At 70.6% G+C, this 19,396-nt stretch carries 25 protein-coding genes; 10 read left to right on the top strand and 15 right to left on the bottom strand.

Annotated features, from left to right (window positions below):
• Positions 1-164 precede the first annotated feature (164 nt).
• Positions 165-1,004 carry a PaaX family transcriptional regulator C-terminal domain-containing protein gene (locus AB0K82_RS37390; protein ID WP_364406259.1) on the bottom strand — a complete coding sequence of 280 codons (840 nt, stop codon included), beginning with the start codon at positions 1,002-1,004 and terminating at the stop codon, positions 165-167.
• A gap of 122 nt (positions 1,005-1,126) precedes the next feature.
• On the opposite strand from AB0K82_RS37390, the gene AB0K82_RS37385 reads away from it, so the two are divergent.
• Positions 1,127-2,275 carry a Fic family protein gene (locus tag AB0K82_RS37385; RefSeq protein WP_364406257.1) on the top strand — a complete coding sequence of 383 codons (1,149 nt, stop codon included), beginning with the start codon at positions 1,127-1,129 and terminating at the stop codon, positions 2,273-2,275.
• A 109-nt stretch (positions 2,276-2,384) separates the two neighbouring features.
• Here AB0K82_RS37385 and AB0K82_RS37380 read toward each other — a convergent pair whose 3' ends face one another.
• Complete coding sequence (locus AB0K82_RS37380) at positions 2,385-3,230, bottom strand: hypothetical protein (RefSeq protein WP_364406255.1); 846 nt, start codon at positions 3,228-3,230, stop codon at positions 2,385-2,387.
• 153 nt (positions 3,231-3,383) lie between these two features.
• Positions 3,384-4,631 carry an ROK family transcriptional regulator gene (locus AB0K82_RS37375; protein ID WP_364406253.1) on the bottom strand — a complete coding sequence of 416 codons (1,248 nt, stop codon included), beginning with the start codon at positions 4,629-4,631 and terminating at the stop codon, positions 3,384-3,386.
• Between the two features lie 93 nt (positions 4,632-4,724).
• Here AB0K82_RS37375 and xylA point away from each other — a divergent pair, with 93 nt between their 5' ends.
• Both xylA and xylB read left to right on the top strand, forming a co-directional pair.
• Positions 4,725-5,867, top strand: coding sequence for a xylose isomerase (gene xylA / locus AB0K82_RS37370; RefSeq protein WP_364406250.1), 1,143 nt, complete (start codon positions 4,725-4,727; stop codon positions 5,865-5,867).
• Positions 5,864-7,243 carry a xylulokinase gene (gene xylB, locus AB0K82_RS37365; protein ID WP_364406247.1) on the top strand — a complete coding sequence of 460 codons (1,380 nt, stop codon included), beginning with the start codon at positions 5,864-5,866 and terminating at the stop codon, positions 7,241-7,243. The genes xylA and xylB overlap by 4 nt, the downstream gene beginning before the upstream one ends.
• Positions 7,244-7,288: 45 nt before the next feature.
• Here xylB and AB0K82_RS37360 read toward each other — a convergent pair whose 3' ends face one another.
• Genes AB0K82_RS37360 through AB0K82_RS37350 form a run of 3 tightly spaced genes read right to left on the bottom strand, consistent with a single transcriptional unit; the run spans position 7,289 to position 9,404 of the window.
• Positions 7,289-7,471 (bottom strand): hypothetical protein, encoded by a 183-nt coding sequence (locus AB0K82_RS37360; RefSeq protein ID WP_364406244.1) that lies wholly within the window; start codon positions 7,469-7,471, stop codon positions 7,289-7,291.
• The gene (locus AB0K82_RS37355; protein WP_364406241.1) at positions 7,468-8,412 is read right to left on the bottom strand and encodes an ATP-binding protein; all 945 of its coding nucleotides are present in this window, start codon (positions 8,410-8,412) and stop codon (positions 7,468-7,470) included. Before AB0K82_RS37355 ends, AB0K82_RS37360 begins: the two co-directional genes overlap by 4 nt.
• A gap of 44 nt (positions 8,413-8,456) precedes the next feature.
• Positions 8,457-9,404, bottom strand: coding sequence for a DUF2690 domain-containing protein (locus tag AB0K82_RS37350; RefSeq protein WP_364406238.1), 948 nt, complete (start codon positions 9,402-9,404; stop codon positions 8,457-8,459).
• A gap of 396 nt (positions 9,405-9,800) precedes the next feature.
• On the opposite strand from AB0K82_RS37350, the gene AB0K82_RS37345 reads away from it, so the two are divergent.
• Together AB0K82_RS37345 and AB0K82_RS37340 are read left to right on the top strand one after the other, a co-directional pair.
• Entirely contained in the window at positions 9,801-10,379 is a 579-nt protein-coding gene (locus AB0K82_RS37345) for a hypothetical protein (protein WP_364406236.1), read from the top strand.
• Between the two features lie 388 nt (positions 10,380-10,767).
• Entirely contained in the window at positions 10,768-11,136 is a 369-nt protein-coding gene (locus tag AB0K82_RS37340; RefSeq protein WP_364406233.1) for a hypothetical protein, read from the top strand.
• On the opposite strand, the gene AB0K82_RS37335 is transcribed toward AB0K82_RS37340, so the two are convergent.
• The 4 genes from AB0K82_RS37335 to AB0K82_RS37320 all read right to left on the bottom strand — a co-directional run bounded on the left by AB0K82_RS37335 (position 11,123) and on the right by AB0K82_RS37320 (position 14,240).
• On the bottom strand, positions 11,123-11,428 hold the full coding sequence (locus AB0K82_RS37335; RefSeq protein ID WP_364406231.1) for a hypothetical protein: 306 nt from the start codon (positions 11,426-11,428) through the stop codon (positions 11,123-11,125). The genes AB0K82_RS37340 and AB0K82_RS37335 overlap by 14 nt on opposite strands.
• Positions 11,429-11,520: 92 nt before the next feature.
• Positions 11,521-12,024, bottom strand: coding sequence for a site-specific integrase (locus AB0K82_RS37330; protein ID WP_364406228.1), 504 nt, complete (start codon positions 12,022-12,024; stop codon positions 11,521-11,523).
• A 468-nt stretch (positions 12,025-12,492) separates the two neighbouring features.
• Positions 12,493-13,470: a prolyl aminopeptidase gene (gene pip, locus AB0K82_RS37325; RefSeq protein ID WP_364406225.1), complete on the bottom strand. Its 978-nt coding sequence runs from the start codon at positions 13,468-13,470 to the stop codon at positions 12,493-12,495.
• A gap of 11 nt (positions 13,471-13,481) precedes the next feature.
• Entirely contained in the window at positions 13,482-14,240 is a 759-nt protein-coding gene (locus tag AB0K82_RS37320; protein WP_364406222.1) for a class I SAM-dependent methyltransferase, read from the bottom strand.
• Between the two features lie 311 nt (positions 14,241-14,551).
• Here AB0K82_RS37320 and AB0K82_RS37315 point away from each other — a divergent pair, with 311 nt between their 5' ends.
• Positions 14,552-14,791: a hypothetical protein gene (locus tag AB0K82_RS37315; protein WP_364406219.1), complete on the top strand. Its 240-nt coding sequence runs from the start codon at positions 14,552-14,554 to the stop codon at positions 14,789-14,791.
• 62 nt (positions 14,792-14,853) lie between these two features.
• Here AB0K82_RS37315 and AB0K82_RS37310 read toward each other — a convergent pair whose 3' ends face one another.
• Positions 14,854-15,318: a hypothetical protein gene (locus tag AB0K82_RS37310; RefSeq protein ID WP_364406216.1), complete on the bottom strand. Its 465-nt coding sequence runs from the start codon at positions 15,316-15,318 to the stop codon at positions 14,854-14,856.
• Between the two features lie 434 nt (positions 15,319-15,752).
• Between AB0K82_RS37310 and AB0K82_RS37305 the strand changes: the two genes are divergently transcribed.
• Positions 15,753-16,154 carry a VOC family protein gene (locus tag AB0K82_RS37305; RefSeq protein WP_364406213.1) on the top strand — a complete coding sequence of 134 codons (402 nt, stop codon included), beginning with the start codon at positions 15,753-15,755 and terminating at the stop codon, positions 16,152-16,154.
• Positions 16,155-16,237: 83 nt separating this feature from the next.
• Here AB0K82_RS37305 and AB0K82_RS37300 read toward each other — a convergent pair whose 3' ends face one another.
• The 4 genes from AB0K82_RS37300 to AB0K82_RS37285 are packed head-to-tail and all read right to left on the bottom strand — an operon-like array spanning position 16,238 to position 17,380.
• Positions 16,238-16,333, bottom strand: coding sequence for a DUF397 domain-containing protein (locus AB0K82_RS37300; RefSeq protein WP_364406210.1), 96 nt, complete (start codon positions 16,331-16,333; stop codon positions 16,238-16,240).
• Positions 16,324-16,431, bottom strand: a complete 108-nt coding sequence (locus AB0K82_RS37295) for a DUF397 domain-containing protein (protein WP_364406207.1) — start codon at positions 16,429-16,431, stop codon at positions 16,324-16,326. The genes AB0K82_RS37300 and AB0K82_RS37295 overlap by 10 nt, the downstream gene beginning before the upstream one ends.
• A gap of 26 nt (positions 16,432-16,457) precedes the next feature.
• Positions 16,458-16,553 carry a DUF397 domain-containing protein gene (locus AB0K82_RS37290; RefSeq protein WP_364406204.1) on the bottom strand — a complete coding sequence of 32 codons (96 nt, stop codon included), beginning with the start codon at positions 16,551-16,553 and terminating at the stop codon, positions 16,458-16,460.
• Positions 16,544-17,380: a helix-turn-helix transcriptional regulator gene (locus AB0K82_RS37285; protein ID WP_364406201.1), complete on the bottom strand. Its 837-nt coding sequence runs from the start codon at positions 17,378-17,380 to the stop codon at positions 16,544-16,546. Before AB0K82_RS37285 ends, AB0K82_RS37290 begins: the two co-directional genes overlap by 10 nt.
• Before the next feature lie 87 nt (positions 17,381-17,467).
• Between AB0K82_RS37285 and AB0K82_RS37280 the strand changes: the two genes are divergently transcribed.
• From AB0K82_RS37280 to AB0K82_RS37270, 3 genes are all read left to right on the top strand, one after another.
• Positions 17,468-17,770 carry a hypothetical protein gene (locus tag AB0K82_RS37280; RefSeq protein WP_364406199.1) on the top strand — a complete coding sequence of 101 codons (303 nt, stop codon included), beginning with the start codon at positions 17,468-17,470 and terminating at the stop codon, positions 17,768-17,770.
• Entirely contained in the window at positions 17,767-18,129 is a 363-nt protein-coding gene (locus AB0K82_RS37275; RefSeq protein ID WP_364406196.1) for a hypothetical protein, read from the top strand. The genes AB0K82_RS37280 and AB0K82_RS37275 overlap by 4 nt, the downstream gene beginning before the upstream one ends.
• 276 nt (positions 18,130-18,405) lie before the next feature.
• Positions 18,406-19,311: a TIGR03619 family F420-dependent LLM class oxidoreductase gene (locus tag AB0K82_RS37270; protein WP_364406193.1), complete on the top strand. Its 906-nt coding sequence runs from the start codon at positions 18,406-18,408 to the stop codon at positions 19,309-19,311.
• The last annotated feature ends 85 nt before the right edge of the window (positions 19,312-19,396 follow it).

Below are 19,396 nucleotides of genomic sequence, written 5' to 3'. Positions count from 1 at the left end.
GTGGTGGGCGGCTTCACGGTCACCGCGGCCCCGCGTACCGGTGGCCGTGCCGCCTCGCGGCCGCGCGCCGCGAGCTCCACGGTGGGGACGGGCGGGACGACTCGCCGGCGAGGTCCGGGCGTTCGAGCCGGCGTGAGAGGCCGCCGTCGCGGGAACGCGTCCGGTCAGCCGGCGGCGAGCTCGCGCCAGCGGCGCTGGGCGACGGGGTGCCACTCGGCGTACCGGGCCGCGAACAGCTCGCGGGCCTGGGCGCCGATCCAGCCGGCCGGCAGCAGGGCCGAGGGCAGCCGCGGGTCCAGGAAGGGGAAGCGCCGCCACTCGTGCACGAGCCGCGCCTGCGCCAGCATGATCGACTCAGGTGAGGCGGGACGCAGCGCGTCGAACTCGTCGATGAACGCCTCGTACTCGGCGGCGACCCCGTCCAGATCCCAGGCCCGCTCGACCATCGCGTGCTCGCTGCCGACCCCGGCGAACCGCGCGGTGAACGACATCGCGCCGGCCTGCAGCCCGAGGCCCTCGATGACCGACCGCGCCTCGGTCTCCCGCGCCGACGACGGCGCGATCCACATCCCCGGTCCGGGCGATCCGAAGCCGGCCCAGCTCAGCTTCGTGCGGAGCTGGTGACGGAGCCGGCGCTTGGACTCGGGGACGGAGACGTAGACGATGAGCCAGACGCCGTCCCAGGCGGAGGCTTCGGCGCCGAAGCCGTAGATGCGCTCCCCGCCCTCCGTGAGCAGTCGCCGGCCGGGAGGGGTGAGGGACCAGCGGACGCTCCGCCCGACCCGCTCGGAGGTGAGCCAGCCGTCGGCGGCCGTACGGGCCAGCGCCTGCCGGGCGGACTTCTCCTCGACGCCGAACTCGTCGAGGATCTCCACCAGAGTCGAGGTCCAGACCGGCTCCTCGTACCGCAGAACGAACTCCCCGAGTATGGTCAGCAGCAGCGAACGGGCGCTCGTCTCGCTCAGGGCGTGCCGTCGGGTCAGCGTGGGTCTCGGGGCGGTCACCCATAAATTCTACATAAATCAGCCTCAAAATCGCCGTTTCGTCAAGCTTCAAGAGCTCCGGACAGGGGCGGAGCAGGGCGTACGTGGTTGACGTGGTGATTACGTCACAGCATCATGTAAGGATGTTGTTCCCTACTCCTTCGCTATCGTCCGCCGACGAACGCGTACTCGCCGACGTCGAGCGCATGCGCGAGGAACTGCGTCACCAGGTACGCGCGACGCCCGCGAAGTGGACGGAGGGGCTGCGTAAGTTTCTCACCGCGGACGCTGTCGCCGCGTCGAACTCGATCGAGGGTTTCCGCGTGGCGACGGCCGACGTCGAGGACCTCATGGAGGGGGAACGCGACGTCGAGGTCTCCGATGAGAATCGGGAGGAGACGCTCGCCTACCAGCACATGATGACCTACCTACAGACACTGCACGACGCGGAGGACTTCGCCTACAGCAAGGGACTGCTGAACGCCCTGCACTGGATGCTGCAAGGCCATCGCCACGCCCCCCGGAAGCCGGCCGGGCAGTGGCGGAGAAGTCCCGTCTACGTCACCGACTCTCGCGACCCGAGCATCGCCGCCTACACCGCCCCCGACGCGCGGCAGGTTCCCGCCCTGATGGCCGAACTCGTCGACTGGCTGAACGCGGACGACGACGTCCACCCGCTGATACGAGCCGCGATGGCGCATCTCCACCTGGTGTCGATCCACCCATGGATGGACGGCAACGGTCGCATGTCGCGTTCCCTGCAGACACTGATGATCGCGCGAGAGGGCACCCTGGCTCCGGAGTTCTCATCGATCGAAGCGTGGCTGGGCCGACCGGGGAATACCTGGGAGTACTACCGGGAACTCGCGCGACGCGGCGCGGAGTACCTACCCGACCAGGACGTCAGCGGCTGGGTACGGCTCAACCTCACCGCCTACCACCAGCAGACCCAGACGGTGCGCAACCGTCTGGAACGATCCGGCCGGGTGCTGGAGATCCTCTCCGCGTTCGCCACGGCCGAGGGAATGGACGAGCGGGTCGTGTCCGCCCTACACGACGTCGCGATGACGGGTAGAGTCCGGCGCCTGCGATACGAGCACGCCGAAGGCCTGAGTCTCCAGCAGGCACAACGTGACCTGCGGGACCTCGTGGCGTCGGACGTTCTGTCCTCTGTCGGGCGGACTCGCGCACGGTATTACACCGCCGGCTCCCGCTTTCCCGAGCGGGCGTTGGAGGTGGCTCGCACGCCGATGACCCTGATCACCCCTTACCCGGCCCGCGCGGCGCGGTGAACCAAGCCCGGGTTTGGTGTCAGGAAGATCGTATGGTCGGCCGACAAAGACGCACCGGCCGGGCGCCGACTCGTGGTCGGCGCCCGGCCGGTCCGGTGATCTCAGCCTGTCAGTCCCGGCGAGCGGCCGCCGAGCCTCCCGTAACGAACGGCCCGGACAGCACCGGCGTCCGGTTCACGACCGTGCCGGGAGTCGCCTGCGCGATGACGGACCCGCCCGTGAGGCCGTTGGTCTTCACGTACGGCGAGTTCGCCGAGTCGGAGGCGAACGTTCCGCTGCCGCCCTCGAAAACCGCCGCGTAGTAGCCGCTGCCGTACGCGCGGACCTTCTTGGAGAACTTGCCCTTGCTGTTCGTCTTGGCCCACGCCAGGTGGTACCAGGTCTTCTTGCCCTTGAACCGGAAGACGATCCGCACCTTCCGGCCCGAGTAGCCGCCGCGCTTCGTGTCGCTGAACCAGCGGATCAGGCTGCCGCTCGCCGTCACGTAGTGGTTCTTGCGCACCTTCTTCGGCGAGACCTTGAACGAGTGAATCTCGGTCCGCCAGCGCCAGGCCTTGCGGACCGGGCTCGTCGCCGCCTGGTACGTCGCATCCCCGGCGAACCGGGCCCGCCAGTAGCCGGACCGGCCGTAGTAGAACGTGGCGTTGAAGGAATTACCGTCCTCCGCCGTGACCTTCTTCTTGACGGTCCAGCCGGTCTTTCCGTCGGGCGAGTACTCGATCGTGAGCGGCAGCGCGCTGTAAATGGCGGAATCGCTGCGCACACCGCCGTAGACCGTCACATCGGCGAACGGGTCGTAGGAGACGGTGAAACTGTCGAAGTAGATCGGCTGCGGGTCGAGCCGCGCCTGGGCGGCGTGCGCGACCGGCGCGTCGGCGAGCGCCGCGGTCGGCACGGCCGTGAGCGTGCACATCGCCACGGACGCACTGAGGATGCCGAGGGTGATACGTCGCAAAGTGATCACCTATGGGTCGGATGGAATGATTCGCGTGATCTTCACGCGAGAGGGAGGACGAGTCCCTTCGGCACCCGGTTGCCCGGCCGATGATCACAAAACGGCAACAAGCCGCCGTCCGGCGTTTTCCGTGACTCTGACGGATCCCCACCGTCACCGTTCCTGCGGCCGCGCCGACGCGTCCGCGAGAAGGAGCGCGGGGTCGGTCATGACGCGTTCGACGACGAGCGCGGCGGCGCCCAGGGCGGCGGCGTCGCCGCCCAGCCGGGAGACGGTCAGGCGGGGAGGCGTGTGCCGTACGACGCCGGTGCCGCCGCCGAGCGCCTCCTCGACGGCGGGGGACGCCCACGGGGCGAGCGCGGAGAAGATCCCGCCGAGCACGATGCCGTCCGGGTCGAACAGGTTGACCGCGGCGGAGAGGGCCTGCCCCAGGGCCTGCCCCGCCCGGCGCACCGCGGCCAGCGCCGGTTCGTCGCCGTCGCGCAGGAGGGCGATCAGCGCGGCGAGCGGGCCGTCGGGCCCGGCGGTCGACGTCCCGGTGACGTCGGGGATGCCCGCCGCGCGCAGGATCGCCTCCTGGCCCGCGACCTGCTCCAGGCAGCCCCGGCCGCCGCACGCGCACGGCGGGCCGGCGGGGTCGACGACGACGTGGCCGAGCTCGCCGGCGAACCCGTGCGCGCCGCGGAACACCCGGCCGTCGACGACGATGCCCGCGCCGACCCCGATCTCGCCGGAGACGTGGACGTACGAGCCGAGCTCCGGGCCGTCGCCGAACCACAGCTCGCCGAGGGCGGCGAGATTCGCCTCGTTGTCCTGGTCGGCGGGCAGCGCGAGCGGTGGCAGGCCGGTGGTGAGGAGGTCCCCGGCCGCGACGTCGCGCCAGCCGAGGTTGGGCGCGGTCCGCACGCGGCCGCCGGCCCGGTCCAGCGTGCCCGGCAGCGCGACGACCGCGCCGGCGACCGTCAGGCCCTGGTCCGCCGCCGCGGCGATCGCCTGCTCGGCCAGGTCCGTCAGCGCGCCGATGACGCGCTCGGGCGCGCGCCCCCGGTTGTCGGCGGCGACGATGTGCCGGTGCCGGATCCGCCGTCCGAGGTCGAGCACGCAGGCGGCCAGGTAGTCGACGTTGACCTCCAGGCCGAGTCCGGCGACGCGGTCGCCGTTGATCGACACGGCCGTCGCGGGACGTCCGCGCTCGCCGTCGCGTACGGGTCCGTCCTCGCGGATCAGGCCGGCGTCCTTCAACGCCGCGACGAGACTGGATACGGTGGTCTTGGTGAAGCCGGTGACGTCGGCGAGACGGGCGCGGCTGACCGGCTGCCGACGGGAGATCTCGCCCAGCACCACGGCCAGGTTGCGGGCCCGCATGGTGCCGTGTCGTACGGGCGTGATCTCATTTCGCATGGTCACAGACTAATCCTGCAACCTCTCCCCTGTTGACACCTGGCACCTGCGGGTTTTAATTAGTCCAGAGCGTGAACGAAATGAGGAGACGAGATGTTCGAACCCACCCCTGAGGACAAGTTCACCTTCGGGCTGTGGACCGTCGGCTGGCAGGCACGCGACCCGTTCGGCGACGCGACGCGGCCCCCGCTCGACCCGGTGGAGTCGGTGCACCGGCTCGCGGAGCTCGGCGCCTACGGGGTGACGTTCCACGACGACGACCTCCTCGCCGTAGAGCCGGACCGGGACAAGGCGGTCGCGGCGTTCCGCAAGGCGCTCGACGAGACCGGCCTCAAGGTCCCGATGGCGACGACGAACCTGTTCACCCACCCGGTGTTCAAGGACGGCGCGTTCACCTCCAACGACCGCGACATCCGCCGGTACGCCCTCCGCAAGGTCATCCGCAACCTCGACCTGGCCGCCGAGCTGGGCGCCAAGACGTACGTATTCTGGGGCGGCCGCGAGGGCGCCGAGTCCGACGCCGCCAAGGACGTGCGGGTCGCGCTGGACCGGTTCCGCGAGGCCATCGACACCCTCGCCACCTATGTCACCGACAAGGGCTACGGCATCCGGTTCGCGCTCGAGCCGAAGCCGAACGAGCCGCGCGGCGACATCCTGCTGCCCACGATCGGCCACGCGCTCGCGTTCATCGGCTCGCTCGAGCACGCCGACATGGTCGGCCTCAACCCCGAGGTCGGGCACGAGCAGATGGCCGGGATGAACTTCGTCCACGGCATCGCCCAGGCGCTGTGGCACGGCAAGCTCTTCCACATCGACCTGAACGGCCAGCACGGCCCGAAGTACGACCAGGACCTGGTCTTCGGCCACGGCGACCTCAAGAGCGCGTTCTTCCTCGTCGACCTGCTGGAGAACGGCGGGTACGACGGGCCGCGCCACTTCGACTACAAGCCGACCCGCACCGAGGACATCTCCGGCGTGTGGGCCTCGGCCGCCGCGAACATGCGCACCTACCTCATCCTCAAGGAGCGCGCGCGGGCGTTCCGCGCCGACCCGGAGGTGCAGGAGGCCCTCGCCGCCTCGCGTACCGACCAGCTCGCGGTGCCGACGCTCGCGGAGGGCGAGACGTACGACTCGCTGGCCCAGGACGACTTTGACCTGGAGGCCGCCGCCGAGCGGGGCTACCACTACGAGCGTCTCGACCAGCTCGCCGTCGAGCACATCCTCGGCGCCCGGTGACACTCGTCGCGGGGGTCGACTCGTCGACCCAGTCCTGCAAGGTCGTCGTCGCCGACGCCGAGACCGGCGCGGTCGTCCGCGCCGGTCAGGCGCCGCACCCGGACGGCACCGAGGCCGACCCCGCCGCCTGGTGGGACGCCCTCGGCCGTGCCACCGAGTCGGCGGGCGGCCTGGACGACGTCGCCGCGATCGGCGTCGCGGCCCAGCAGCACGGCATGGTCTGCCTGTCGGAGGCCGGCGAGGTCGTCCGGCCGGCGCTGCTGTGGAACGACACCCGCTCGGCCGACGCCGCCCGCGACCTGGTCGAGGAGCTCGGCGGGCCCGCGAAGTGGGCCGACGCGGCCGGCAGCGTGCCGGTCGCGTCGTTCACGGTGACCAAGCTGCGCTGGCTGGCCGGGCACGAGCCGGACGCCGCCGCCCGTACGGCGTCGGTGTGCCTGCCGCACGACTACCTGACGTGGCGGCTGACCGGCGAGTTCGTCACCGACCGGGGCGACGCGTCCGGCACCGGCTACTGGTCCCCCGCCACCGGGGAGTACCGGCCGGACCTCCTGGAACTCGCGTTCGGGCGGGTCCCGGAGCTGCCGCGCGTCCTCGGCCCGGCCGAGGCCGCCGGGCATGCGCCCTCCGGCGCGCTGGTGTCGGCCGGGACCGGCGACAACATGGGCGCGGCGCTCGGGCTGGGCCTGCGGCCCGGCGACGTCGTGGTGTCCCTCGGCACCTCCGGGACGGTGTTCACCGCGGCCGAGCGGGCGTCCGCCGACCCGGCCGGGGACGTCGCCGGCTTCGCCGACGCGACGGGCCGGTTCCTGCCGCTCGTCTGCACGCTGAACGCCGCCCGGGTGCTCGACGCCGCCGCGGCCCTGCTCGGCGTCGACCACCAGGAGGTCTCCCGGCTGGCGCTGTCCGCACCGCCTGGCGCGGACGGCCTGGTCCTCGTGCCGTACCTGGAGGGCGAGCGCACGCCGAACCGGCCGGACGCCACCGGCTCGGTGCACGGCCTGCGCCTGGCCACGTCCACCCCGGCGCACCTGGCCCGCGCGGCGATCGAGGGCATGCTGTGCGGCCTCGCCGACGGGCTGGACGCGCTCGTGGCCCAGGGCGCGCGGGCCGACCGGGTGCTGCTGATCGGCGGCGCCGCCCGCTCGGAGGCCGTCCGCCGCATCGCGCCGACCGTCTTCGGCCGGCCGGTGCTGGTGCCACCCATCGGGGAGTACGTCGCCGAGGGCGCGGCCGCCCAGGCCGCCTGGGCGCTGTCCGGCGCGGCCGAGCCGCCGCGCTGGGAGCGGGAAGGCCTGGCGACGTACGAGGCCGACGCGGTCCCGGCCATCCGCGAGCGGTACGCCGAGGCCCGCGACCACATCCTGTCCCGCTGAACCGGTACGACGGCGGCCCCGCTCCCGGCGGGGCCGCCGCCGGTGCTACGGAAGGGGCGGGATCGGTCCCGCGTCGCGGGCGAGGATGGCGGCCTGGACGCGGTTCTCCAGGCCGAGCCGGGTGAGGATGCGGTTGACGACGCACAGGTCCTCGCGGCGATCGATGACGGCCCGCAACGCCGCCCGGACCATCTCCTGATCGTCGGCGAGCAGTACCCGGATCGTCATCGAACCTCCCGGAGCGGAAGCGCGGCGTGGACCCGCCACCCGCCATGCGGACACGGACCGGCGTGAAGGGTTCCGTCGAAGGCCGTGACGCGCTCGCGGATGCCCAGCAGACCGCGACCGGATCCCACGGTCGGCCGGTGGTCCGCGCTGGCCGGGCCCTTCTCGACCTCGATCGTCAGGCGGTGGCCGCCGACGCGCACGGTGACCCGGACGCCGACGGGGCCGGCGTGCCGGAAGACGTTGGTCAACGCTTCCTGCAGGATCCGGTACACCGAGACCTGGATGGCGGCCGGCAGCGCGTCGGCTGACGCGTCGAGCGCCGCCGTGACGTGGTGCGCGACGATGTCGTGCAGGTCACGGGCGATGCGCGCCCGCTCCGTGACGACGGCCTGACGCGCGTTGATCTCCTGTTGGGCGCGGAGCCGGTCGCCCAGGTCCCGGAGCCGGCGGGCGTCGAGGTCGATCCGCCGCGCGCCGTACCCCAGGAGCCAGGCGACGAGGAAGTACGCGACGAAGGCCGTCGCGGTGGTCGGTTCGAGGGAGTCGAGGCGGGGCGGCCCGGACCGGCCGCTGAGGGCGTCCGTCGCCACCGCGGCGACGAGGGACGGCAGCACCCACGCCAGGCTGGCCCGTGCCGAGGTCCGGCGGACGAGCGCGAACACTCCGAAGATCAGGAAGTACGGGCCCGGCGTCTTCCCCGGCACCGGGTCGGCCACCTCGAAGATCGCGAAGGCGACCGTCATCGCCGTCAGCACCAGGCGCGGACGGCACCGCCGCCAGAACAGCGGAACGGTCTGCAGCCCCCGCAACGCCAGGCCCGCCGCGCTCGGCGTCGGCGTCCGGGCCGACAACGTCACCGCGTCGAAGGCGGTGAGCCCACCGCCCAGCGCCCGGTCGGTCAGCCACGGCCTGCCGGTGAGCCATCCGCGTGCCCGGCGCACGCTGGCCCGGCCGTCGAAGATTTCCCCTCCCGCGCCGATGTCTCCTAACCGGTCGTGCAGGGGGTGCTGGCGGTGGCCGGTGGTTTGAGGGCGGGGTCGCTGATGGTCACGGTCGCGGTGACGCATCCAGTGGTGGTGAGGAGCATGTTCCCCCACATGAACACGTCTTCGTAGGGTCCGGAGTAGGTGACTCGGCGGTGATCGGTCGGGCGCATCGTGACGAGGGTGATGTGGGCGTGCGGGGCGAAGCGGTTTAGTGCCTTGGTGGGTTCGAAGCGTGCCCAGGCGGCTTTGCAGGCGGGGGAATATCGGGTGATGGCTTGTCCGATGACGGTGCGTCCGGGCCGGTAGATGTTGATGTCGGCGAGGCCCACGGTCTTGGCGTCCGCGTCGCAGCCTGTATCGCGGGGATCCTTATCGTCTCCGGGGACGGCGTGAAGCTGCGGGCTCGGTGAGTGTTCGGCGTTCACCTGCCGATCGGCCGATGTGGGGGAATCCTTAAGGAGCCGCGGTGCGTTCTGAGCCGCCACCACGATGGCCGCACCGGCCGTGGCCATCGCGAGTGAGTGCAGCCAGAACCGAGGTGAGAAACGCCGGGGCCGTCGAATCGTACCGTGAGCGGTCCGCATGCGAGGCCACCCGAGCAGCTCCTGCTGCTCGGGCGCGGCATTGTGCGTGACCTGGTTTTTCAAGACGCTCAGGGCTGTAGTGGAAGGGACGGCCAAGGCGCCACCGGATTGGTCCGTGGCGTCGGCGTCGGTAGGCGTTGCCAGTTCGGCCGAAACTTGTGACCATCGGTCCCTCCACCAGGACCAGTCACCACCGCACACACGCACGAACTCACGCGTGACGTGCTGGGACGGCAGCCGGCGACCTGCGGCCGCGTCCGCCAATGCGCTCTTGGACACCGCGCACCGCCGCGCCATCTTCCAAAACGGCGGTTCGCCCGCCAACGCTCGTAACGCACGCAGCTCACTGGCAAAACGTTCCACCGGTCCGGCTCCTGGATCCAACGGCCGCATACGCCGCCCCATTGACGCCTCCGTCCATCATTGATGGGAACCCTTCCGGATTGTCCACAAAACAGCCCGGTCGGACAATCCGACAGAAGCGATCTTGCAAGACGAGGAGCGCGGCCCCGAGCGGGATAACTTGCTCGAAGGGGGGCCACCCCCAGCACACCCGAGCCCCGGACATCCACAAGCAGGGACATCCGGGGCTCGGCCGTACTAAAGACCGGCGCCTCGATCGCGGCTCTCGCACGTGAGCACGGGGTGAGCCGAGTCGCCGTGCGCACCGCACTGGCCGACCTGCTGCCCGACCCGAGGACCCCGCCCCCTCAGTCCTGATCGAAAGATGAGCCACCCGCATCCGGACACATCCGGACGGTGGACGGCGGTAACTCCGCCCGAACCGGCTCGCTATCGCCGTTGGCCGTTCGGTTGCTGCTCACGGGCCTGGCCCTGGTCGGAGCGGCCATCGCGGTGATGGCCCTGAACGTGCCATGGTTCCTCGGCGATTCTTCCACCTCGGCCGGTCGGCAGGCGAACACCGAACACTTGCCGAGCCCGCAGCTTCACGCCGTACCCGGAGACGATAAGGATCCGCTCGATACCGGTTGTGACAAAGACTCCAAAGATGTGGGCCACGCCGACATCATCGACCGGCCCGGACGCCTCGTCATCGGACAAGCCATCGCCCGCTATTCCCTCGCTTGCAAAGCCGTCTGGGCGCGCTTTGAACCCACCAAGGCGCTGGACCGCATCGCCCCGTACGCCAGCGTCATCCTCATCGCGCAACACGCGGGCGGTCTGGGTCGGCTCTTCTTCACCGAACCCTACCCAGGCACGTTTATGTGGGGAAACATGCTCCTCACTTCCGGTGGATGTGTGACCGTGACCGTGGCCGTGAGCGACCCGTCCATCAAACCAGTGGCCGCCGCCAGCACCCCCTGCGTGACCGGTTAGGCAGGCCCCGCCACCGCTGCCGGGAATCGGCGGCCGCCGGGCGTTGATCCGATGCACCGTCGCGATCAGCAGATCGACCAGGGTGTTGGTGATCTCCCGCTGACGACAGAACAGGTATGCGGCCATCAGCGTCCAGCGGACCTCGTCGCTATGGTCGCGGCGCAGGTGGCTAGGCGCCTCCACCGCGGCCCGGCTCCGCCACCCGGACCGGCACTGATCCATCCGAGACCGGCCGCGCGGAGGGCGCGGCCGGCCGCTCACCGCCGCCGTGCATGCGTCGTCCGCGTCGTCTGGACAAAAGCACGCCGGTTGATTGTCCACATCGCTACCCGCTGGACAATTTTGCCTTTATCCAGGGAGGGACATCGGTTCCGACGAAAGGAACGTCGTGAGCAAGTCCCTGAAAATCGTAGGCGCCGCCCTCACAGGCAGCCTCGCCCTCGCCGCGCTCTCGGCACCGGCCGAGGCCACCGTGACCGGCGGAGCCTCTCCCAGCGACGCCGCCCACTGCGGCTGGACGCCGGGTAACAACTCCCACGCCGTGGGCAAGTACAACGCCTATGTGTACATCTACACGGGGCAGTACACCGACTGCAACGTCAAGGCCAAGACGGGGTGGGCCGACGCCGCCAGCATCGGCTGCTTCGTCATCTCCAATGGAGAAACGTGGTACTTCGCCAGCGACGTGGCCGTCGGAATCACGGGGTGGACCCCGGCGAGCCAACTCGGCACCATCTTCTCCGTCATGCACTGCTGACCCGGACAACCGGTAGGTCCGCCGCCAACCGCGCGGCGTAGCGGGTGTCTCCGGCACCGAAGACGGCGTGTGGGTCACCCATGACGTGGGCGGCCGCTGCCAGGGTGGCAACGTCGGCCGGGTCGAGGGTGACGAGGCGGAGCGGGATGTGCGCGTAGCGCGGGCCGAGCTGCTCTCGCTCGGCCCGGGCCGCGTCACGCTCCCGACGCGCGTCCTCGACCTGCTGACGGAGGTCGACGCGGGCCTCCTCCAACGCGCCGATCCGGGCGTCGTACGCCTCGCCCAGCGCCATACGCTCACGCTCGGCGCCGGCGCGGCCCGCTCCAGCTCGGGGTAGCCCGTAGCGAACGCGGAAAATCCAACGAACCCATGTCTGATCTGGGGTTATTCGAAGACGCGCTCGACGACGGCAGCGGTCTCGGCGGTTCCGGCCCTGAAGTACCGCGCCGAGGTGTCCAGAGACGAGTGACCGAGCAAGGCTTGGACCTGGGCGGGGTCGGCGCCGCCTTGGCGCAGGCGGGTGCCGAAGGTGTGGCGGAGCCGGTGGGGGCGAAGGCCGGTGATGCCGGCGTCGTCGCCGACGGCCAGGACGACGACCTGGGTGATGCCAGAGCCGGTGAGCCGGCCGCGCTGTCCGGTCCACAGCGCGCCCGCTTCGCGGCCGCGCTCATCCAGCCAGTCCGCGATGCGGGCACGGGCGATCGCCGGAAGGGAGACGGTGCGGACCTCATCGCCCTTGCCGTGCAGCCGGACGGTGCCGGTACGGGCGGTGATGGCGACATCCTCCAGCTCCAGGCGGGCGCACTCCTCCACCCGGGCCCCGGCGTACAGCAGCACCGCGACGATTGCCGCGTCGCGAACACCGCGGCGGGCGGCCGCGCGTTCCACGGCGCCCTGCTCGGCGACGGTCAGGGCGTCGGGCTCGCCGGGCTTGGCAGCGCGCGCGCTTGACCGCGATGCGCAGCCCGGCTTGGGCGTACATCAGCGTGGCGGCGGACAGGGCCTGGTTGACGGTGGCGGGCTTGGCCCGGCCCTCGATCAGGTGCCGACGCCAGGCGGTGACGGCGGCCTCGGCGCCGACCAGGTCGGCGAACGCGTCCGGGTGATCGGCGGCGCGGGTGGCCAGCCAGGCGACGAACACGCGGGTCTGCCGCTTGTACGTCTTCACCGTGTTGGGCGCCATCTTGCACCGATCGAGATGGCGGTACACGGCGCTCAGCGCGGTCTCGGCGGCCGCGAGCGGGCCGCCGGTGCCAGGGCGGAGCGCCTGGCTCTGTCTCCTCGCCGTCGCCCCGCTGACGGTCAGCGGGCTGGTCCGCCCCTACCGTCCCGAACCGGTCCGGGTGGGTCCGCCGCTCAGGTCGGCTCCGTCCGAGCCGGTCGCCTGACCGGGGCGGCGAAGCGGTCCGTGGCCGCCACGATGGCGTCGGTCATGCCGCCCCCGCCGTGTCCCGCGTCCTCGATGACGATCAGCTCACTGTCCGGCCAGGCGCGGGACAGTTCCCAGGCCGTGTGGAGCGGGCTGCTGGCGTCGAGGCGGCCGTGGATCAGCACGCCGGGGATTCCGGCGAGGCGTCGCGCGTCGCGGAGCAGGACATCGTCGCCGAGGAACGCGGCATGCCGCCAATAGTGGGTCACCAGCCGGGCGAAGCACATCCGGAAGGCCGGGTCCTCGTACCGTGGGTCGGGGCGGTGATCCGGCCGGACGGCCACGTGCGAGTCCTCCCACGCGCACCAGTCACGCGCGGCCCGCTCACGGACGGCGGGGTCGGGGTCGTGCAACAGCCGGCTGTACGCCTCGACGAGGCTGCCGTCCCGGTCGGCGGCCGGCACGCCCTCGCGGAACCGCGCCCACTGCTCGGGGAAGAGCCGGCCGACGTCCCGGGTGATCCACTCGACCTCCCAGCGCCGCGTCATGCCCACCGCGAACAGGACGAGTTCGCTGACCCGGTCGGGATGCCGTTCCGCGTAGGCGAGCCCGAGGGTGGATCCCCAGGAGCCGCCGAGCACCAGCCACCGGTCGATCGCCAAGTGCCGGCGCAGGAGTTCGATGTCGGCGATCAGATGGTCGGTCGTGTTGGCGCTCAGGTCGACGACCGGGGCGCTCGCGTGGGGCGTGCTGCGACCACAGCCGCGCTGGTCGAACAGCACGACCCGGTAGGCCTCGGGGTCGAAGCGCCTCCGCCACCACGGCCCGCACCCCGAGCCCGGCCCGCCGTGCAGCGCGACGGCCGGCCTGCCGTTCGGATTGCCGCAGACCTCCCAGTAGACGCGCTGTCCGTCGCCGACGTCCAGCATGCCGTGGTCGTACGGTTCGATCTCCGGATAGGGCACGCGTCGTCCTCTCAGTACGCGGGGGCGCCCGGGTCGTCCGCCTTCGCCGCGGTGACGAGCCGGGTGCCCATCCAGGGGCCGCCCCACCACATCCGCCAGCCGAGCGGCCGCATCTCGACGTCGGCCGCGCCCAGCTCCGTGAGCCGCCGCCGGTACTCGGCGGCCGCGACGATGTCCGCGATGAACAGCCTGCCGCCCGGGCGGAGCACCCGCACCGCCTCGTCGATCGCCCGCGCCCGGCCCTCGGCGGACTTGATGTTGTGCACGGCGAGGTTCGAGACGACCACGTCGAACTCGCCGTCGCCGAACGGCAGCTCCGTCATGTCCCCGGTGCGCAGCTCGACCCGGTCACGGACACCCTCCGCGACGCTGTTGCGCTCGGTCACGGCCATGGCGTTGCCCGACTGGTCGACCGTGCGCCACAGGTCGACGCCGACCGCCCGGCCCGTCGTGAGCCGCCGCGCCGCCAGCAGCAGGACGGCGCCCCGCCCGCAGCCGAGGTCGAGCAGCCGTTCGTCACCGCGCAGCGCGGCCTCGTCGAGGATCTCCGACCACACCTGGAACTTGCCGCGCCGCGTCGCGTTCAGGTACAGCGCGAAGCCGACGGCCATCACGGCCGCCAGGACATAGCACACCACGGCGAGCGGCGCGCCGAGCCCGATGCCCACGCCGATGCCGGCGAACACGAGGCCCACCGCGCCACACGCCAGGCCGAAGAGCACGTAGGGCGCGTCCACGCCGTACGAGCCCCGCCGAGCGATTCCGGTCATGGTCCCCCTCTTCCGCGCGACATCGCCCCGACTGTAACCGATCACCTCAGCAAATGATCAAGAACGGCTGAGCCATCCGACGACCGAGCCGACCACGATCCCGAGGGGGCCGGGCTTGCTTCGCGTACGGCCGGGACCGGCGCGGCGGCGCCGGGTGCCGACCTGCGCGGCGGGAGCGGCCGCGCTGCTGTAGCACAATGGCGGTCATGCCGAATTGAAGAGGGCCGGATCCGCAGCGCTGGCTCAAGGTCGACCTGTCGAATTTCGTCCAGGACGGCGACCGCCGGGTCTGCGCCGCCTGCCGCAGGACCGTGCGTTCCTACGCGTACCGCTACCACCCGCCCGAGTCGACGAGCTACGAGCGCTGCGTCTCCCTGTCCTGGTGTTCTGGCTGCCGGATCTACACCGGAACGATGGCCCACGTCCCGCGCCATAAGACCCTCCCCGACGCTCTGGCGGCTCTTCCCCTGGACGAGCGGGACCGGCTGAGACGAAACGAGGTCCGCCTGATCGCCTACCTGGAGCGCCGTACGGGCGAGGAAACGCCGTGATCACTGGCGGTCGCCGCCTATAGAAAGCAGTGAACGCCAATGATCATCGACCCGCCGGAGACTCAGTGCTTCGCCGCGTCGCAGGTCTGCGTCTTGCTCCCGGAGGTCACGGTGACCTGCGGGTAACCGGCGTGCGAGATCGCCGGGAACCGCAGATCCTTCGCCTGCCGGCCCTGGGCCATCGTGAACTGCTGGTGCGCCTCGGGCGGCGGCTCGGACTTGTCCGTCATCGACAGGTCGACGCTGATATTCGCCGGTCCGGGGTACTCCACGTGGACGCGCGTGCCGGATCGCGCCGGGGTGTACCAGGATTTCAGGCACGTGCCGAACACGTGGGTGACACCGCTGGACGTGTCGACCGGCCCGGAGAAACCGGGGATGTTGGCCTTGGTCGCCGCTTCGGCCGCGGCGGTCGATTTCGGCGACTTCGTTCCCGCGGCACCGGTCGACGTCGCCGGGTGAGAACCGCTCGAACAGGCCGACGTCACCGCGAGCGCGGCGACGGTCATGATCATAAAACGACGCATGCAGGTAATCATCGTGCAGACGGACCCCCGAACGATCCCGAACGACCCGATGGAGGGCCCCCCTTTGCGAAACCGCGTTCATCACGGCTCCCGACAAACCATCGATCGACCTCGGTTTCAGGCGTCAGGCGTCAGGCGTCAGGCCACGCCATGATCACTGGCGGTCGCTGCGCATAGACCGCAGTGAACGCCAGTGATCACCGCAGGGCCACCCCGAAACGCGGGGCCACCCCTAAACGCGACGTTGTCCTCCTCCATCAGGGCTATTAGGGTCGACGGTGTGACTGCCGGGTCGGCCATGGGCCACACACGAGTGAGGCGCCCGGCCTCCGCGTGACCGCACGGCGGGCACGCGGCCCGCCCGTCCCTCTCCCCCGTCTCGACCTGCGGCGCCCACGCGTCGCCGATTCCAGCGAAAGAGGAGAGGCATCACCATGACCCAACAGCACGTCACCACGGTTCAGCTGAACCACACCGCGATCTACGCCACGGACAAGCGAACATCGGCGGAGTTCATCGCCGAGATCCTCGGGCTGGAGGTCGGCGCGCCGTTCGGGCCCTTCCTGCCCGTCGACCTCGGCAACGGCGTCACGCTCGACTATCTCGACAAGCGGGACGAGCCGGTCCAGTCACAGCACTACGCGTTCCTCGTCCCCGACGAGCGGTTCGACGACATGATCGCCCGCCTCGAGGCCGCCCGCGTCACCTACTATGCCGACCCCCACCACACCGAACCGGGGAAGACGAACAACCTCTTCGGCGGTCGCGGCGCCTACTTCGAAGACCCGGACGGCCACAACATGGAGATCCTGACCCGCCCCTACGTACGCCCTTAGGATCCCCAGCCGTCCACGGGGACGGTTACCCGGCCTGCGAGCGAGCCGGGTAACCGTTCGCGCGTCCCGAGGGCTTGGCCCGACTACTTGGCCGCCTTCTCCGTCACGGCCACCTCTACGCAGGCACCGCCGTTCTGTCCACTACGGCAGGACTTGCGCCAGTCGGTGATCAGACCCATCGTTCCTCCACTGCTCGCCAGAGTGTGGTCACTTCCACGCACGCGCCACCGTTCTGCGCGCTACGCTGCGACTTCCGCCAATCAGTGATCAGGCCCATGGCTGCTCCTTTGGAGCTCCGCTTGGCTACTTGGCTGCCTTCTCCGCCACGGCGACCTCTACACAGGCACCGCCGTTCTCCGCGCTGCGCCGGGACTTCCGCCAATCAGTGATCAGACCCATCGTTCCTCCGCCGTTCTGCGAATGAATTCGATCGACCCGTGCTGCGGCATCGCGAACGACCGCACGGACTCCCACGCATACGAAAGGATCGAGACATCCTCCTGAGTGGAGGTCACCAGTCCGCGCACCGCCGTCTCCAGATACGCCACGTCGCGCCCGTCCACGGTCGCGAGGATGTACGCCCCTGCCGCTCTGGGATTCACTTCTGAGCGTACAACTTGGATTGTGCGGCGAGGGCCTGCGGAGTCGGCAAGATGCATCAACTGGTCATGCATGATCTTGGGCCCTCCGCGTCCTCGGTACAGGACTGCTTCGTCGAGAACGAAGTGCAGCATTGGAGGCTCTGGAGACTCCCTGGTCAGAAGCTGTTGGCGTTCCAACCGCGCGGCCACCGCCGCCTCGTCTCCTCCGAGCAGGACGGACGCGTACGTCTCCGTCTGCAGAAGGCCGGGGATGTTGGAGAGCTCGACCCAGCGGAGTACGTCCGCTGTCGTCTCGACGTCGCGCCACTCTCGGAACCACTGGGGTGTCGGGTCGATGTCGAGTTGCCGGCAGACCTCCATGAGGACGCCCGCGGGGATGTGCAGCGCCCTCTCGATGGCGGCGACCTGGTCGGCCTTCGGGAGGAGCCGCCCGGTCTCCAGCGCGCTCACCCATGGCTCGCTGTAGCCGAGGAGATCACCCAGCTCCCGCTGGCGGATTCCGGCGGCGTCGCGGTACCGCCGGACCTGACGGCCGAGAGTGATCAATGCCGGGCTCGGCATCCTGCCCATTTTTGTCCCCTTTCGCCGGACCATAACGCGCAATATCTTGCGCGGCCCCCTCATGGCCTTGCCGTGACAGGCGCTTCAAGGTGTTCCGATCATAAGCGGCCGATGGCGATTCTGGACCCGATTCGAGAAAGGGGACCACGAATGGAAGAGCACACGGCGGAACAGATATACGCCTACGCGAAGTGGCTGACGCAGGCCTGCCAGACGGCCGGCCTCGACGCGGAACTCTACGGACACACGGTGTTGGTCATCGCGGCGGACCACCACCTGTCCGAGCAGGTCACCTGCCGACCGGACGAGGGCGGCGTCCTGAGGTGGTACTGGTCCTGGGGCAGGCCGATCACCTATCTCCGTGACGGGAACCGAATCCTCACCGCCGACGAAGTCGACGATCTCGTCACGGCGATCAAGAACGTCGTATCCATTCAGGTTCGGCGCCGATGACGCCCGAAGAAGAGCTCCTAATATCACTGTCCCGGCTGCGCGCGTCGATCGGCGCATTGACCGATCGGACTCCCTCGACGTCCGCCGAGTTGTTGCAACTCGACCGACTCATCCGCAAGTATCCGGCCGCCGCCGCCATAAGCCTGAGATTCGCGCAACGAATACCCGTCGAGCTACCGGCGCCGCCCGGCTGGTCGGCGACCTCGAACCTCAACGGCATCCCGCTGTGGGAGTGGCACGGCGGCGGCCCCGTCTACGTGGCGACCGCCGACCTCGACCAACTGCGTTTCCTCGGCGCGATGCTCTCTCGCTTCGACCGGATGACGGCCGAAGAACTGCACGCGTACCTCGGAGAATGACCCACACCTGTCCGGTGGATCATGCGCTCTGCGCGACCAACGGGCCGACGGTCGTCCGGCGTCGTACCGATCGTGCGGAAAAGGGGCCGTCCGCGGTGCGGGTCTGTGGGCTTTGGTCCCCTTTCCGCACTGCGTTCGCCGAGCATTTCCAACGGACCGGCGGCTTGGGGGCCATCGTCACCAGCGGTCCGGCCGTCCGGATCATCATGGGTAGTGGCCCGACCGACCGGGGTAGGTTCGGCGGCAGGAGCGATCTGTCCGCGACCGGAGGGGCGTATGGACTTCGGGCTCAACCTTCCCTCGTACGGGTCGGGGGCGTCGCCCGAGGCGGTGGTCCGGGTGGCGGAGCAGGCCGAGCGGATCGGGCTGGGCGCGGTCTGGACGTTCGAGCGGCTGCTGCGCCCCGTGGAGCCGGTCTCCTACGGCGGGTTCGCGCCGTCGGCGCCGCTGCCCGAGGCGTACGCCACGGTCTACGACCCGCTGGAGACGCTGAGCTTCGTCGCGGCGCGGACGAGCCGGATCCGGCTGGGCACCAGCGTGATCGCCGCCCCGTTGCACCCGCCGGTCGTGCTGGCGCGGCGGCTGGCGACCCTGGACGTGCTGAGCGGCGGGCGGCTGGTCGTCGGTCTCGGGCAGGGGTGGATGGCGCACGAGTTCGCGGTGGCCGGTGTGCCGAGGGAACGGCGCGGCGCGCGATTCGCGGAGCATCTCGCGGCGATGCGAGCGGTGTGGGGACCGGACCCCGTACGGTTCGAGGGAGAGTTCTACGAGATCCCCGAGTCGCAGATCGGTCCGAAGCCCGTGCGGCCGGGCGGACCGGCGCTCCTCGCCGGCGCCGTCGCCCGAGCCGCGGTCGAACGCGCCGCGCGACTGGGGCTCGGGCTCAATCCGGTGGTCATGGCGTGGGAGCAGCTCGAGGACACGGTGTCGGTGTTCCGGCGGGCGGCGGAGCGGGCCGGGCGCGATCCGGAGTCCGTGCCGATCGTCGTCCGGGTCAACGGCTCCATCACCGCGAAGCCGCGCGCGAGGCGGACGCCGCTGACCGGGTCGGTGGAGCAGGTGCTCGAGGATCTCGCGCGCGTACGGGCGCTGGGCGCCGCGCACGTGCTGTGGGCGATGCGGACGCATCCGGACGAGCAACTGGCGGTGATGGAGGACCTGCTGGCCCGGGCGCCGTCCTGACGGACGGCGGCCGCGGGGGGGGGGAGCCCGGGGGGGGGCCCGCCCCGCCCCGCCACGCCCCCAACCCCCAAAAAGACAGGTGGTA

Source organism: Actinoallomurus sp. NPDC052274 (assembly GCF_040679475.1).
Classification (GTDB): Bacteria; Actinomycetota; Actinomycetes; order Streptosporangiales; family Streptosporangiaceae; genus Actinoallomurus; species Actinoallomurus liliacearum.
This window is presented reverse-complemented; position numbering and strand designations above follow the sequence as displayed.